The following is a 16,299-nucleotide window of genomic DNA, read 5'->3' on the forward strand; positions in this document are numbered from 1 at the left end:
AGGAAGATGCAAGACAGTTTGTAAGAAGACACGGCCTGAATTTTAGCAGTAGCCGCTCGCAAGCTTCGGGTCGGAGGACCAGGATGGAGGTCGAGCCGATTTCGATGGCGAATCAGCCGAATTCTGCTAAGATTTCCACAGCTCTCGCCGATTCCCGCGTTCCCCTCTACATGATTGTTTCTGTGCGCACCTGCAGCAACTCAGGTGCAACATCGTGGGTTCCTGCCGCAATATCCACAACATATTGTGTGCCGTTGTTGACGCAAGCTACTGCCAATCGTAAATTGAGCAGGTCGCTTTCTTCTCTGGCCGGTAGCATCATGGGCCAAAGCGGCAGGTGTAACCATTTGAGTCAACACGACGCAATGGCGCTCAAATTGACCGCACCTCGGCCTGAATCTCGAGTTTCGCGATTCACCGTCCTCCCCTCTTTCCTCCAAGGAGCGTGCAGTGCTTAAGCTCAAAAAGCTTCAGATTCTCGGCTTCAAATCTTTCTGTGACCGGACCGAACTCAAGTTTCACGGAGAAGGCATAGCCGCGATCGTCGGACCGAACGGATGCGGCAAGTCCAATGTCTCCGACGCGATCTCGTGGGTTCTTGGCGAGCAATCAGCGCGCAGCCTGCGTGGCGCCCGCATGGAAGATGTGATCTTCGCCGGCACACGTGATCGCAAGCCCACCGGCATGGCGGAAGTTTCGCTCACGCTGATCGATCCGGAGGTCTACGAAGGAGATCACAGCGCTGCGCCTGAAATCGATATTCAGGATGAACTCACGGGTGAGGACTGGGATGAGGCATCGCTGCGCGCCTCCGCCGCCGACGAGACAGCACGAGCAGAAGAAGAAGCGCGTCCTGGACAGTTAATAGACGCGGAAGGAAACGTCATTGCAGTCTCGGCGGAGAGGAACGAAGCCGAAGAAGCTCCGGGTTTCGAGGGCGAGGATCCATCTGCACCCGCATCTGTTCCCGATTCGGGAACTGCTGAAGTTCAAGCAGTAAACCCGGATGTCGTGCTCAGGATCCGCCGCCGCAAATTCAACTCGCAATTTCGAGCAGGTGAGATCGTCGTCACCCGTCGTCTGTTCCGTTCCGGTGAATCGGAATACCTGCTGAACGGGAAGCTTTGCCGCCTGCGCGATATTCAGGACATCTTCATGGGCACGGGTCTTGGCCCCGAGTCCTACGCAATCATCGAGCAAGGACGCATCGGTCAAATCCTCTCGAGCAAGCCGCATGATCGTCGCGCCATCATCGAAGAGGCTGCGGGCATAACGAAGTTCAAGACGAAAAAGCGTCTCGCCGAGCTCCGGCTGGAGCATGCGCGTCAGAACCTGGCGCGCATCAACGACATCTTCGACGAAGTCACGCGGCAGATGAACTCACTCAAGCGTCAGGCGGCGAAGGCCGAGCGCTACGCCAAGCTGCGTGATGAAATGCGCGAGAAGCTGCGCGTAGTGCTGGCAAGCAAGCTCACGCAGATGGCGCTTGAGAATGCTGCACTCGCGGAGAAGATTCAAGCTCTCAGTATTGAAGTAGGCGATCGCGCCGGTGCAGTGGAGTTAATGGAACGCGCGCATTCGTCAGTATCCGAACGCGCCTACTCGCTCGAAGCAGAAGGTCGTGCGGTTCACGATCGTTTGAGTCAGATTGATGTCGAAGCCGGCCGGGCGAATTCGCGAGGTGCGAACAACGAAGAGCGCTGTGCTGAGCTTGTTGTCCGCGCTGCTTCGGACGAGGCGGAACTCGAACGCACACGGACGAGACTGCAGGAACTCGCTGCTGAAGAAGGTGGAAATCGTACCGTTCTGGAATCGGCTTCAGCAGAGGTCCAGATGGCCGAAGAGCAGCATCGTTTCGAGCAGGAGCAGGCCGCCGAAGCAGGTCGCCAGCTTGCCGGCGTGGAACAGGAGCAAGAACTGCGGCGCAGATCGGTATATGAGGTGATGTCGGCGGTGACGAAGGTGCGCGGCGAGATCGCGCAAACCGAAGATCATCTTGCCTCGCTCTCCGAGCAGACGCTCCGACTCAATTCCGAAACCGAATCGACTCTTTCAGAAGTCGAAGCGCTCGGCGGACGTCGTGGACAGGTCACGATGGAGTTTGAATCCATCAACGAGACCGTGGGTGCGCTCTCGGCTCGTATCGCTGAAGTGCGGACCAACCTTGAAGAGAAACGTGCTCTCGAACTCGAATGCAAGCGCCATCTCGACGGGCTGCGCTCGGAATTGGCAACTGCGATGGGAAAGCGCGCCTCAATTGAGGCTCTGCTGCGCGATCACGGATATTCAACCGAATCAGTAAAGCGCTTGTTGAAGGCCAACTCGCTCGAAGGCGGGCTCGCTCCCGCCGGAGTGCTCGCGGATTTCCTTGAAGTAGACGATCAATACGAAGGAGTCATCGACGACTTCTTCCGCGACGAGCTGAACTACATCGTGGTGAAGTCGTGGAATGCCGCCGAGGAGGGAATGCGGCTGCTCAAGACTGATGTCGATGGCCGCGCAACCTTCCTGGTTCACCCCAGCGATTCTCAAGCGAAATTCTCCTTCGCGGTCGACGAAAATGCGCAGCGACAACCGGCTCGTGATTGCGTCGTTCCGCTCACCCGCTGCATTCGCGTGCTGAATGGATTCGGGAAATCACTGGAAGTGATCCTGCCCAAGCTGCGCGACGGATACATCGCTCCCGATGCTTCGGTCGCTCGCGAGTTGGCGCTGGAAAATCCCGATGCGTTCTTCCTGTCGCCCACAGGCGAAACATTTCACAACGTAACGGTCACGGGTGGTAAGCAGCGGACCGAAGGTCCGCTCTCACTCAAGCGCGAGCTGCGTGAAGTGAATCGCCTAGTCCAGATGCTGGAAGACGCGCTGCGTAACGAAGAGATGCGCGTCCAGCAATTGGGACGCGAAGTATCCGAACTGAGCGCGCTGCTCGAACGGCTGCAAGACGAGAAGCGCGAAGCCGAGAAGAACGCGCACAGCTCAGGAGTCGCGCTCAAGCAGATGGAATCGGAGCTTGCGCGAGCCGAGCAGCGATTGCATCAACTGCGCCTTGAGATGGACCGAGTACTGCAGCAGCAATCGGGCAAGCAGGAGCTGCTGGCATTCAAGCGGGAAGAGCTCGAGCGACACGAAGTGCGTCAATGCGAACTCGAACTTGAAGTCAACAATGCACAGCAGAGCTTGATCGAACACCGGGCCACGCGTGACTCAGCAACTCACCGCGCTGCCGAAGCCCGGGCCCGACTTGCCGCACTCGAAGAGCGTCGTCGCGCGGCGGCAGTTGCGCTTGAGCGGATCAGCCATATGGTGCGGGAAGTAAGCTCGCGAGTGGAAGCGCTCGAATCCCAAATCGCGAATGCACATGCTGAGAAGCAAGAGCGCGAAGCTGAGAACGTTCGCATCGCCGAGTTTCTGGTTACGTTACAGACCGAGCGCGAGCAGGGTGAACGAAAGGCTGCGGAGTTGAAAACCGCAGGCGAGAAAATCCGCGTACTTTGTGCAGAACTCGATGTGTCGCTGCGAGCCGTCCGCCAGGAGTTGGAGGTTGTTCGCGAGCGCCGCGGGGAACTGTCCACCGCATTGGCACGGCTGCAATCGGACACGCAGCATATGGCCGAGACGTGCGTGCAAGAGCTGTCGATGACCTCGGACGCGTTGCTCGCCGAACCGTCGATCTCGATTATCGAAGGCGAACCGCTCGCGCAAGAGGAAGGACTCTATCGCGAGATGCGGACGAAGCTCGAGAACATGGGTCCGGTGAACATGATGGCGCTCGAAGAGTACAAAGAAACCGCGCAACGCCATGAGTTCCTCGAGACCCAACGCAAAGACCTGATCGATTCCATCGAGAACACACAAAACACGATCAAGGAAATCGACGAGTTCTCGAAGCAAAAGTTCGACGAGGCCTTCGTGAAGATCAACGAGAACTTCCAGATCACATTCCGTAAGCTCTTCGGAGGCGGACACGGTTTCATGAAGCTCACGGACGAGGAGAACTCGGCGGAGAGCGGCATCGACATCGTCGCCTCGCCCCCGGGGAAGAAGCTGCAGAACGTACTGCTTCTATCAGGCGGAGAAAAGGCACTCACAGCGCTGTCGCTGCTGGTTGGCATTTTCCAATACCAACCGAGTCCGTTCTGCATCCTCGACGAAGTCGACGCGCCACTCGATGAATCAAACGTGGGTCGGTTCACCGATCTGGTGAAGGAGATGAGCGATCGCACGCAGTTCATCGTGATTACGCACCACAAGCGCACGATCAGTTCCTCGCCTGTGCTCTATGGCGTAACCATGCAGGAACCGGGAGTATCGAAGATCGTATCGGTGAGGTTCGGCGAGGAGACATCGAAGCTGGCGGTAGGGGCGACGGCGTAAAAGGCTTTTTCACACGGAGTCACGGAGGCAAGAATCGGTTTCAGGTTTCGAGTTTCAGTTTCGGCAAAGCCGGCTCTCAACAGATACTTCGAGCAGAACTACTTTTCTTCCGAGCATCAATCTTTCTTGCTTTCTTCGTGTTCTCCGTGGCTCCGTGGTGAAAAAATGAAATCGACACTCCGCAATTCCACATCCTGAAAGTTTCTTTTCGAAGCGCGAACCCGCGCAACATTCCAAGTACAATCTAGGGGCATGAAGACGCTCGTCACTGGCGGCGCTGGATACATCGGAGCGACCACCGTTCAAGCGTTGCTCGATGCCGGACATGAAGTGCGAGTTTTCGACAACCTGAGCAAAGGCAACGCTGATGCTATTCCTCCGACGGTCACGCTGATCAGAGGAGACGTTGGAAATCGCGAGCACATCGAACCTGTTCTCCGCGACTACCGCCCGGAGGCCGTTCTGCATTTTGCGGCGTCGATCGAGGCCGGCGAGTCGATGAAGGTTCCAGAAAAGTACTTCCGCAACAACTCGGCTGCTACGCTTACGCTGCTGGAGGCCATGCTCAGCGCGGGAATCGGGAAATTCATCTTTTCTTCGACAGCGGCGCTCTATGGCGAACCCAAGCGAATCCCGATTCAGGAAGACGATGAGCTGAGGCCGACGAACGCGTACGGAGAATCGAAACTGCTGGTCGAACGCATGCTGGCTTGGTTTCATCGCATTCATGGACTCCGATATGCCAGTCTTCGTTATTTCAATGCCTCCGGATCGAATGGCCGTTCCGGCGAGCGCCATGATCCCGAGTCGCACTTGATTCCGATTGTGCTGCAGGCCGCAACCGGCTTGCGCGATTCTGTTTCGATTTTTGGGACTGACTATCCGACAAAAGATGGCACGTGCATTCGCGACTACATCCATGTAAGCGACTTGGCCGACGCGCACGTACTGGCGCTCGAAGCATTGGATCAGCGCGATAAGCTCATCTACAACCTGGGTGCCGGAGCGGGATTCAGCGTTCGCGAGGTGATCGACTCGGCAAAGAGAGTGACAGGGAAGCCCATCAAGGCAGTAGAAAAGAGTTGCAGACCGGGAGACCCTGCAGTCCTGGTAGCAAGCTCGGAACGCATCCGCAGGGAACTGAAATGGAATCCGAAGTACCCGGGTTTGGACGAGATCATAGCCAGCGCCTGGGAATGGATGCAGACACATCCACAACTTTACGCCGAACCAGCCGGCGCACGCCGCTCCTGAGACGATGCAGATCGAAAGCTTTCAACAGGAGTTCCAGAAGATCTATGGACGGCGGCCGGAGGTATATCGTGCGCCCGGTCGCGTAAATCTCATCGGTGAGCACACCGACTACAACGACGGCTTCGTGATGCCGGCGGCAATTAACTTCTTCACGTGGCTCGCGATCTCGCCAAGATCCGATTCAACCGTCAACATTCGCTCGCGTGCCTTCACTGAACCTGTAACCGTCGTTTTGAACGGTGATCTGCGCCCGCGACATGCGTGGTCGGACTATGTGGTCGGCATCATCGAGCAGATAAGGCAGTCCGGCAAGAAGCTGGCAGGGGCAGACATCTTGATTCAGAGCGAGGTCCCAATGGGTTCGGGACTGAGTTCCTCTGCAGCGATCGAGGTAGCTGCAGGTTTTTCACTGCTTAGAACCAATCGATATACGGTGGACCGAACCGAGCTGGCTCTTCTTTGTCAGCGCGCGGAGAACCTGTTTGTGGGAATACGCTGCGGAATCATGGATCAATTCATTTCCTGTAATGGGACGGTCGATCACGCGCTCATGCTCGATTGCCGCAGTCTCGATTTCCGCCTGCTGCCCCTGTCGTCCGCTTCACGGATGGTGATCTGCAACACCATGGTCAAGCACGAGCATGCTTCGGGTGAATACAACAAGAGACGCGATGAATGCGAAACCGGAGTATTGATGTTGCGTGAATTCATTCCCGAGATTCGCGCGCTGCGGGATGTCTCTACCCGCGAACTCGAGCAATATCGTGAGAAGCTACCGGAAACGATTTATCGACGCTGCCGTCATGTTGTCAGCGAAAATGAGCGCGTGCAGCGCGCGGCCAAAGCCCTCGAACAGCACGACATGAAACAGTTTGGCACGCTAATGGCGCAGTCACATGCCAGTCTGCGCGATGATTACGAAGTGAGCAGCCGAGAATTGGATTTAATGGTCGAGATTGCCAATCGACAGCCGGAAATCTTTGGCGCTCGCATGACGGGCGGCGGTTTCGGCGGATGCACGATCAATTTGGTTGAAGGCTCGCACGCTGAGAGCTTTCGAGATAACGTCGCGAAGGAATATAAGAAGGCGACCGGTCTGTCGCCAGAGGTCTACATCTCGACGGCCGCCGATGGTGCGAACCAGGTTCAATGAGTCTCGAACGGGATTTCTCGCGGTCTCCTCACCGTCGCTGGAATCCATTGCTGCGCGAGTGGGTGTTGGTCTCGCCACACCGCACACAGCGTCCATGGCAAGGGCAGGTCGAGAGGAGCGCTTCTGTAGCCAGGCCGAAGTACGATCCTGAATGCTATTTGTGCCCGGGAAATTCTCGTGCTGGCGGACACAAGAATCCTGACTACAAGTCCACCTTTGTTTTTGACAACGACTACGCCGCTCTCGTTCCGCAAGTCCCCACAGGCGAAATCGACAAAGAGGGGCTGATCCGGGCTAAGACGGAACGCGGCATCTGTCGCGTGATCTGCTTTTCTCCGCGCCACGACCTTACTATTTCCAACATGGAACCCGACGATGTCACGCGTGTGGTTCAGGTCTGGAGCGAACAGTACAAGGAACTAGGTTCGATCGATTGGATCAACCACGTGCAAATCTTCGAGAACCGCGGCGAGATGATGGGCGCGAGCAATCCGCATCCACATTGCCAGATATGGGCGAATGAAACGGTTCCGAATTTGCCGGCGGCTGAGCAGAGTGCACAATTGGAGTTTCGCAAGCAGAAGGATCGCTGCATGTTGTGTGAATACCTGGCGTTGGAGCGAGACAACGGTGAGCGTGTGGTTTGCGCGAATGACTTTTTTACTGTTGTGGTGCCATTTTGGGCGGTGTGGCCCTTCGAAGTATTGGTGCTGGCTAACCACCATTGCACTGGGCTGGACGAATTGGACGTGAGTGGACGACGTGGACTGGCCGATGTTTTGCGACGGATTACGTCGCGCTATGACAATGTTTTTGAAGTGTCATTCCCTTATTCGATGGGGTTTCACCAGAGACCTACTGACGGGCAGCCACACCCTGAGTGGCACCTTCATGCGCATTTCTATCCACCGCTTCTTCGCTCGGCGACTGTGCGGAAGTTCATGGTGGGGTATGAAATGCTCGCGAGTCCTCAGCGGGACATAACACCGGAATCGGCAGCCGAGAGGATGAGAGCGGCTTCGGAGGCGCCGCTTGGATGACCTGGGCCACGGTCCAACTCTTCGGATCCAGATGGCCAGATTTCGCGATCTCTGTGATTGAGTGAAGCGGTGACGGCGGCACTCGATGAAATTGCTACGGAACACCCGGCCGAGGGCGGCCGGCTCCACGATGGAGCTATCCGCTCATGCGCTTCACTTCGAGTTTCAAATCGAGACGGCGAATCAATCGCAGTAAAGAATTTGGGTGCAGCCCAAGCGATTTCGCGGCTTCGATGTAGCTGCCGTTTGCGTCCTGTAGCGCCTGCAAAATCACTTGGCGTTTCGTGTCCTTCATTGCGCCTGCGTATTTTGTGGCAGGGGCGCCGGCGTGTGTGGCTGTCTCGGAGATCGCATCGGGAAGGTCCTCTACCAAAATAGAATCCGTGGCTCCGAGTACGAGGGCGCGTTCGATTGCGTTCTCCAGTTCACGCACGTTGCCGGGCCAGTCATAGTTCGCCAAGCTCAGCTTTGCTTCAGGCGAGAGAGGTTTCGCGCGCGTGTTGCACTTCTTGGCGGTCTTGCCGATGAAGTGTTCCGCCAAAGGCAGGATGTCTTCGCGACGCTCGCGCAACGGAGGCATCGAGATTGCCACAACGTTTAGGCGATAAAAAAGGTCTTTGCGAAACTTGCCTTCTTCAACCGCTTGCTCAAGATCCTGATTGGTTGCCGCGACCAGGCGCAGGTCAACCTTGATCGGCTTGGTTCCGCCGACACGCTCAAATTCGCGCTGTTGCAAAACGCGCAGCAACTTTGCCTGCAGCGGGAGCGCAAGCTCACCGATTTCATCGAGAAATAACGTTCCTCCCGCAGCCGCTTCGATCTTTCCTTTCTTCTGCGCAACCGCGCCGGTGAATGCTCCTTTTTCGTATCCGAAGAGCTCACTCTCCAGCAGATTTTCAGCAATAGCAGCGCAGTTGATGGGCACGAATGGGGCATTCGCTCGTTTGCTGTTGGTGTGAACGGCATGCGCGACCAGTTCTTTTCCGGTGCCGCTCTCGCCCTGGATCAAAACGGTTGCATCGGTGGGCGCGACTCGACGAATGAATTCGAAGACCTCGCGCATGCGGGCACTCGATCCCACCATATTGTGCTCGATGGTGATCTGGGTTCGCAGCTCGCGATTCTCCTGCCGCAGCTCTTCCAAATAGCCGATGTTGTTGAGGGCGAGACTGGCGAGGCTGGCGATAGCCGTAAGCATTTGCAGATGGTTTGCGTCGAAGCGTACGCGAGCATCTTGCGTATCGAGGTAGATCACGCCCGCCACCCGGCCCGAAATCACAAGTGGAGCGCACAGTAGCGAATGCACCGGTAACTCTGCGAAGCTGGCGCTCTTTTTCAACTCCGTATTGGCGGAGACATTCGTCATCAGCAACGCGCTCTGCTCGCGGAAAACGCGAGCGACAATGGTTTTGCTCACGCGAACCGGAACACTCGGACCCCGACGCCGATCCCATGCGGCAGACCATGCGATCTGGTCGGAGTCATCGGCGAAACAGAGAAGAGCTCCCCGATCAGCGGGTACCACGTCAAAAATCATGCCCAGAAGTTCCCACGCCAGCGAGTCGTGATCGCGCAGTTTGCTGATGTTCTTGGAAATGACGAGCAGCGTATTCAGATCGCGGGCTACGCGGCTGCCCTGCGCAAAGTTTGTAGTGTGCGAATCAGCCTTGAGATAAACCGCGTCGTCTTCGCGAAGCAACGTTTGTGAGCCCTGTACATCGGCAGATTCTTCGAGTTCGGCGCGACTGCGTTGAGGGCGAGCTTCCCCTTCGTGCACGAAGAAGCTGAATACCGAGCTTCCCAGTGAGACCTGATCGCCGTGTTGAAGATAATGCTGCGTCACCGGGATACCGTTCACGACTGTGCCGTGCAGGCTGCCAAGATCCCGAATCAGGAACTGATCGTCTTCGCGAGTAATGACGCAATGCTGGCGCGAGAGGATGGGATCGGCGATGCAGACAAGATTTGCGACTCCGCGGCCAATCGTGGTCTCCTCTTGTTCCAGAGAAACAACCGTCTGCGCGAGTGGTCCGGAATGAACTACGAGCCTGGGGGTCTGCGTGGTCGGCATCTGCAGGAATGTACTTCGAAGATTTAGCACAGTTGACGGTACGTTTGCATCTGGCCGGCCTGGATTAACCGATGAGTTTATGCACCGTTAACCGTTCGGTTAACGCGAGTCCGAACTTGGGACCAGAATGCAGCGGCCCGACTAAGTGCAATCGTCTAAGTTGCTGAAACCGAAACACTTGCTTCGGTGTCCATGTGAATTGGATAGGTCACTTGCTCTGGCAGCATGCGTGCAAAAAGGCTTGGCATGGAGACGACGATGGCAGCCGAAAAAAATTACAAGCCTTGGAATACCCCTGATTTCGAGCTCAAGTTCCGAGAGGCGATGGGCCGCGAGATGACTCGCCAGGAACGCGAATTTTTTGGGCTCATGGATGAAGACGGCGCGCGCGATGAGGAAGCTGGTCCGTCCAGTAGTCCGGCTTCCGAAACGTCTCAATTCGCGTGGCAATCGCTGCGGCGGGTTACACCTCTGCTCGGCTGACTTCGTCACCTTTTCACTTGTTCAAGAAAACGGAGAACTCACATGAAGACCCCGGACTCATACGAATCGAATTGCGATCAGGAAGTGAGAGTGCGCTATATCGATGCGCAGGGCGCATTTCGAGAAGAGCGGCTGCATCTGCTCAACCTCGCGACATTCATCTTGAAAAACATTCAACGCAAGCCTGTTTTGGATTCTGAGGAAATGCACGACTCCTACTGACGTTTCCGTAAGAACTCTCTCACCTCGGAGCGACTCTGGCCAGTTGCCAGGCTGGCCAGAGATCTTTTTCAATTCTTTTTATCAGCTCTACTTGCACAACTGTGCATCTGATTTCCATCCGAATCTCTTCCAGCTATGTAAGCACTTATTATCGACGCAAACCCGACGAGCAGAGGCCCGAAGGGCCGAAAGAAGCGCAGCCCAGTGGCGTCAGCCCTGGGGTGACGGAGCCAGGGAAAATCTGAGCCCTGAAAGGGCGGCATTAATTTTCTCGGAGCCATGAATGAGGGAAATCGAAAATGGGGCCAGCATCGGTTGCCATTGTTACGATCGAATGGTGCCGCCCTTCAGGGCTTCAACTTCTTCGCTGGGCTTTACCCAGGGCTGACGCCGCTGGGCTGCGCTTCTTTCGGCCCTTTGGGCCTGTTTTGATGAGACCGAAGATGCTATAGGAACATAACTTTCGCGTATGCTAGTCATTCATCTTCATCAGCCGAGGACCTCGTGCCGCCAGTACCACAGCCGCCAAATGTGAAACTCACCGCCACCAACGATTATCGCGAGAGCTATTCGAACAGCGTGCAAGTGCGGGTCAGCGTGTGGGATTTCTTTCTTGCCTTCGGAACACTCCGCGCACAAACGCCCAACGAAGTTGAGGTCGCAAACTTTCAGGGAATTTATCTCAGCCCGCAACAGGCGAAGGCGCTGCTGATGATTCTGCAGCAGAACGTTTCCCAATATGAAAGCGCCTTTGGAGAGATCAAGCTTGATCCGCAATTTGCGCAGCAAGGGCCGGTGAATTAGCCGCGATCGCGCCACAGATGCGAAAGCTTGCGCGAGCGCCCAATCCACAGATCGGCAATCTGCAGTGGTTCGCGTTGATTTTCTGCGCGATTTTTCTGCTCCATGCGCCGCTGCTGCGCCTTCCGTACTTTTGGGATGAAGCCGGATACTACATTCCCGCAGCGTATGAGTTCTTCACCTCTGGACATTTGATTCCGCACTCCGTGCCGAGCAACGCTCATCCACCGCTGCCGGCGATATATCTCGCGCTCTGGTGGAAGCTTTCGGCATTCAAACCCGCAGTCACACGCACAGCTATGCTGCTCGTGGCAGCTTTTGCGCTGCTGGCGGTGTACAGCTTAGCGAGACTTTTGAGCAGCAATGCCGTCGCGTTTGCCGTGCTGCTGTGTACTTCGATTTATCCAGTTTGGTTTGCGCAGAGTTCACTCGCGCATTCCGATTTGCCTGCGGCAGCGTTGGTGCTCTGGGGATTCCTCTTTTACTTCCGCAGCTTGCCTCGGGAAGCGTCTGTGTCGGCGGGAGCAAACGCGACGGCAAGCGGCGTCAGCAAACCTCTGCTTGGCTCACTTGTGGCTGCATCAGTGTTTTTTACTTTGGGTGCGCTGTGCAAGGAAACCGCAATCGTGAGTCCGTTAGCGCTGGCCGCCTACGATGCTGTGGCTGCATTTCATCCGGACAAACCGCGAGAACGCGGTTGGTATATGAGGCCAGCGCTGCTCGCCATCAGCATTGTCCCGCTGGCGCTCTGGTTCGCGTACCACCGCGTCCGCACGGGGTTCTTCTTCGGGAATCCAGAATTTTTCGCGTACAACGTGAGTGGTACGCTCACGCCCCTGCGCATCGCGATCTCCCTCTTGCTTCGGCTATGGCAGATGCTCGGATACATGAATATGTGGCTGCTGACGCTGGCGACCATCTGGGCCATGCGATATCCAGCCCTCATGGAAAGCGATGGAACGGAGCGGCGGCGCATTGGGCTTGGCGCGCAGTACCGGATTGCTGCAGTCCTTTGCGCAAATCTGGTTCTGTTCTCCTTCGTGGGAGGAGCTGTTTTAGCCCGGTATCTGTTGCCAACGTATCCGCTTGTTCTATTGATTGGAGTCTCCACTCTGCGGCGACGAATTCCAGAATGGAAATTGGGTGTTGCTCTTGTGATTGCGGGATTTGTACTCGGTCTATTCTCCAATCCGTTCGGCTACATTCCACCGGAGGACAATCTCAGTTATCGCAATTATGTCATCTTGCACAAACAAGCCGCGGATTATCTGCAGCAGCATGATCCGCATGCTCGAGTGCTGACGGCATGGACCGCCACCGACGAGCTGACGAAGCCATTCTTGGGGTACGTGCACCAACCGATGCAGGTTGTAAAAATTGAAGACTTCTCCATGCAACAGATCGAATCAGCGCGAATGGCTGGAGGCCAGTACGATGCCGCTCTGCTGTTTTCCACCAAGCAGGAGCCGAGTGCTTCGTTGCTCGATCGCTGGCCTTGGTGGGAGCGAATCAGCCGCAAATACTTCGGATTTCATCGAGACATCCCGCCGGAGGTCGCAGCGGAGATGCTCGGCGGCCGGATCGTGTGGGAGCGCAGAAGAGGTCAGCAGTGGGCTGCAATTGTTAGCTTTGATCGGGTGGAGAATGCGGCTGTTTGCGACAGAGGCTTATCTTTTTGTCATTCCGAACCGCTGCTGTTGCGGTGAGGAATCCCTATTACCTATCTTTACGCTTCGAGCCTCCAGAAGCTCCGTTCGCCCTGGTGGAGCCCCGGAAAGCGTGGAGATTTATAGGGATTCCTCACCACCATAAAACGGTGGTTCGGAATGACACCAACGTCGCGGTTATTTTCCAGTGACCGGAGCTTGCGTCGCCTTTGCCAGTTTAAGGGTCGCCTTAGCCTGCTTCGATTGTGCTTTCAAAGCCGCCTCGGCAACAGCCGGAGCCGGACGCTTGCCGAAGTATTTGTCAGCGTGCTCTCTCATCAGCGGCATCGCGATATACGGCTTGGAGTAATCGTTGCGGGCGTTCCAAAACAGGAATCCGATGCCGCCGCGATCACGCGACGTGCTTACCTGGCGCATGATGTAATCCGGCGAATACGTCTTGGTGCGCCATGCGAATGCCTGCAGCCACGGACGCAGTACCGTGCCTGTCGGGGCTGTGATCACAGCAAAGCGGTCCATTGACTCGCCGATGAAGTGCTCGGGCGCGTCACCTGGGGCTTTGTAACCGTCCATGCCGAAGAAGTGTGACGGATAGATCATGGGCGAGATCACATCGCAGTACTTCGCCATGCGCGTGATGTCCTGTCCGGTGTGGTTCAGATCGACGTTGCGCTGCCAGGCCATGATTCCAAACACATCGAGCGAAACCAGCACACCCTCAGGGTGAAGCTGCTGATAGGCGCGATCGAGGAAGTCGGCGATTACGTCTGCGCGCTTCCAGTCAGGATGCGCGGTCTGAAAGTAGAACTTCGCGTCCGCCTGGTTTCCCTCTGCGGGAAAACGAACGTAGTCGAACTGAATTTCATCAGCGCCGGACTTCGCCACCCACTTCGCCAATTCGATGTCGTATTCCTGAACTTTAGGATTCGAGCTGTCGGTCCAAACCAGCTTGCCGTTTTCGCGCCAGGGCTGACCTGTGGAACGTGAGCGAACGGCCAGTTCAGAGTGATCGCGCGCGATGTGCTCGTCGCGGAAGAGCGCGATGCGAGCAATTGCATGCATGTTCATCGAGTGCAAAAAACGGACGTACTTGGGCAAATTCGGAATGGCGCGCCGATTGTGCGGCGCCAGTGGATGCTCGAAGGCGACATTCAGCGTGCCATCGCTGTCCTTAATATCGAATACAACCGCGTTCCCGCCGACATCATGCCAATGCTTAACGATTGCGATTCCCTTCGCGCTTGCCGCCATTGCGCCAGTCAAATAAATCGCGCGAACTTCCTCATCCTTTGCCATTGGAACCGAGTGCTCAACCACGGGCTGTGGTTCGATGGTCGGAATCAGGAGCGTCTGGCCCTTCTTTACATAGAGCTGTTTCGGAGCGAGGTGATTCGTCTCACGAATCTGGTCTTCGAGTTCGGCCGCGAGCATTAGCGACGACTGCGATAGAAAGTGGTGCGCAATCGCGCTGACCGGCTCCGCTTTCTCGGGCGTATAAGAAATTGTGTTTGGCGGCAGAGCTTGTGTGCTTGCCGTCTTCTGTTCCGAAGCCGGAGTCGCCTGAGCCGAGGCTTGCGGCGTCGCGGCGCTGGTGGTGCTGCAGCCAAAGTTGATCGCGCAAATAAAGGCTAGAAGCGGGATAAACCGCAGGAGGCGTGAGGGGGAAGCGGAGTTCATTGATTTTTTTGGGTGAGTCTCTGGACTCAGGCCGGACTATAGCATTGATTCCAGAGTACCTGCTTCTGATTCGGAAACTTCAAAGTTACTAAAGGGTTGTATCTGTGTGTGGCCGAGCTGCAACGGGTGAATTTGGTGGCGAGTGACATCAGGCGATCGGCCACAGCCTGTGCAAAACTTTGACGCAACTCAACTTGGCATTTTATGTATCTGACCAAAAGAACAGTCGCTCCAATAATTGGGCGACGTGTCCCAGGGCTCATGAGGGACTCATAAATGAAAACCGGTCTAAATACCGCGCTCGACCCCACCCGACGGGGGTCGGAAGCTGAAGAATTTGAAAGAAATCTCCGCCGCAGGATCGTTGGTCAAGACGATGCCATCCAGAAAATGACCGAAATCTACCAGATGTTTTTGGCGGGGCTGAATCCTCCAGGACGTCCGGTAGGCAACCTTCTCTTTCTTGGGCCTACAGGCACGGGCAAAACGCGCGTAGTCGAAGCTGTCGCTGAGACGCTCTTCGGAGACGCACGAGCCTGCATCAAGATCGACTGCGCCGAGTTTCAACACAGCCACGAGATTGCCAAGCTTATCGGCTCGCCTCCAGGATACCTTGGACATCGCGAAACCCATCCGTTGTTGACTCAAGAGGCGCTGAATCAATGGCATACGGAAAAGCTCCGGCTCTCGCTGTTGCTGTTCGACGAGATTGAGAAGGCGAGCGACTCACTTTGGCAGTTGCTGCTGGGAATCCTTGATAAGGCGACACTTACGCTCGGTGATAACCGCCGTGTCGATCTCTCACAATGCGTGATCGTCATGACGTCGAACCTGGGTGCAGGCGAGATGAGTGAGCTGATCACCGGCGGGCTCGGATTCGGACAGAAGCCAAGCCAAGTCGATGCCAGGCTCGACGACAAAATCACCCGCACCGCGACCGAAGCTGCGCGACGGAAGTTCTCGCCCGAGTTCATGAACCGCATCGACAAGACGGTTGTCTTCAAGACGCTCAAGCCTGAGCACCTGGAGCAGATCCTCGAAATCGAACTGGGCATGGTTCAGCAGAGAATCCTGCAGGCCACCGGCAACGCGCAGTTTGTATTTAGCTGCACGTCTCGGGTAAAGAAGTTCCTGCTGCAGGAAGGCACCGATAATAAATACGGCGCTCGCCACCTGAAGCGCGCAATCGAGAAGAATGTCGTGTTCCCATTAGCGAACCTGGTTGCGACTGGGCAGCTTAAGCTCGGAGACTTCGTCCGCATCGACATGCAGGACGGAAGACTCTCATTCGTGAAAGAAGCCGAAGGTGCATTGGTTCCCGTTCTGCTCGAAAAGTATGGACAGGAGATTGGAACAGCAGCAAGCGCTTCAGCTCGGGGAGCAAGAACCGCTGCAGCAAAGCGCGACTTCGGACCATCGAGTCTGCTCGATAAGTAAGAGCGTCAACCATTAGACGCAAAGGGAAGCCTGGCGGCTTCCCTTTGCTTCTACAGCAGGCTCTTCTGTCGAGCTTTCGCAAACGATTCTTATTGCATCCCGTGGCATCCCGGCAAT

Annotated in this window: 11 protein-coding genes; 9 read left to right on the forward strand and 2 right to left on the reverse strand. The window is 56.1% G+C overall.

The features are described 5' to 3' along the window. Positions 1-450 precede the first annotated feature (450 nt). From smc to VFU50_16260, 4 genes are all read left to right on the forward strand, one after another. Positions 451-4,377 (forward strand): chromosome segregation protein SMC, encoded by a 3,927-nt coding sequence (smc, locus tag VFU50_16245; GenBank protein ID HEU5234413.1) that lies wholly within the window; start codon positions 451-453, stop codon positions 4,375-4,377. Positions 4,378-4,629: 252 nt separating this feature from the next. Further along, on the forward strand, positions 4,630-5,631 hold the full coding sequence (gene galE, locus VFU50_16250; GenBank protein ID HEU5234414.1) for a UDP-glucose 4-epimerase GalE: 1,002 nt from the start codon (positions 4,630-4,632) through the stop codon (positions 5,629-5,631). A 4-nt stretch (positions 5,632-5,635) separates the two neighbouring features. Then, positions 5,636-6,784, forward strand: a complete 1,149-nt coding sequence (locus VFU50_16255) for a galactokinase (GenBank protein HEU5234415.1) — start codon at positions 5,636-5,638, stop codon at positions 6,782-6,784. Then, a complete protein-coding gene (locus VFU50_16260) occupies positions 6,781-7,824 on the forward strand; it encodes a UDP-glucose--hexose-1-phosphate uridylyltransferase (GenBank protein ID HEU5234416.1) in 1,044 nt (347 codons plus the stop codon). Before VFU50_16255 ends, VFU50_16260 begins: the two co-directional genes overlap by 4 nt. Positions 7,825-7,960: 136 nt before the next feature. On the opposite strand, the gene VFU50_16265 is transcribed toward VFU50_16260, so the two are convergent. Next, positions 7,961-9,895, reverse strand: a complete 1,935-nt coding sequence (locus tag VFU50_16265; GenBank protein HEU5234417.1) for a sigma 54-interacting transcriptional regulator — start codon at positions 9,893-9,895, stop codon at positions 7,961-7,963. A gap of 258 nt (positions 9,896-10,153) precedes the next feature. On the opposite strand from VFU50_16265, the gene VFU50_16270 reads away from it, so the two are divergent. From VFU50_16270 to VFU50_16285, 4 genes are all read left to right on the forward strand, one after another. Continuing rightward, the gene (locus VFU50_16270; GenBank protein HEU5234418.1) at positions 10,154-10,378 is read left to right on the forward strand and encodes a hypothetical protein; all 225 of its coding nucleotides are present in this window, start codon (positions 10,154-10,156) and stop codon (positions 10,376-10,378) included. Between the two features lie 42 nt (positions 10,379-10,420). Further along, complete coding sequence (locus VFU50_16275; GenBank protein ID HEU5234419.1) at positions 10,421-10,600, forward strand: hypothetical protein; 180 nt, start codon at positions 10,421-10,423, stop codon at positions 10,598-10,600. A gap of 504 nt (positions 10,601-11,104) precedes the next feature. Next, positions 11,105-11,404, forward strand: a complete 300-nt coding sequence (locus tag VFU50_16280; GenBank protein HEU5234420.1) for a DUF3467 domain-containing protein — start codon at positions 11,105-11,107, stop codon at positions 11,402-11,404. Between the two features lie 17 nt (positions 11,405-11,421). Next, the gene (locus tag VFU50_16285; protein HEU5234421.1) at positions 11,422-13,107 is read left to right on the forward strand and encodes a glycosyltransferase; all 1,686 of its coding nucleotides are present in this window, start codon (positions 11,422-11,424) and stop codon (positions 13,105-13,107) included. 138 nt (positions 13,108-13,245) lie between these two features. On the opposite strand, the gene VFU50_16290 is transcribed toward VFU50_16285, so the two are convergent. Beyond that, complete coding sequence (locus tag VFU50_16290) at positions 13,246-14,745, reverse strand: putative glycoside hydrolase (GenBank protein HEU5234422.1); 1,500 nt, start codon at positions 14,743-14,745, stop codon at positions 13,246-13,248. 276 nt (positions 14,746-15,021) lie between these two features. On the opposite strand from VFU50_16290, the gene VFU50_16295 reads away from it, so the two are divergent. Beyond that, positions 15,022-16,182: an AAA family ATPase gene (locus tag VFU50_16295; GenBank protein HEU5234423.1), complete on the forward strand. Its 1,161-nt coding sequence runs from the start codon at positions 15,022-15,024 to the stop codon at positions 16,180-16,182. The last annotated feature ends 117 nt before the right edge of the window (positions 16,183-16,299 follow it).

This window comes from Terriglobales bacterium, from assembly GCA_035764005.1.
GTDB lineage: Bacteria > Acidobacteriota > Terriglobia > Terriglobales > Acidobacteriaceae > Gp1-AA112.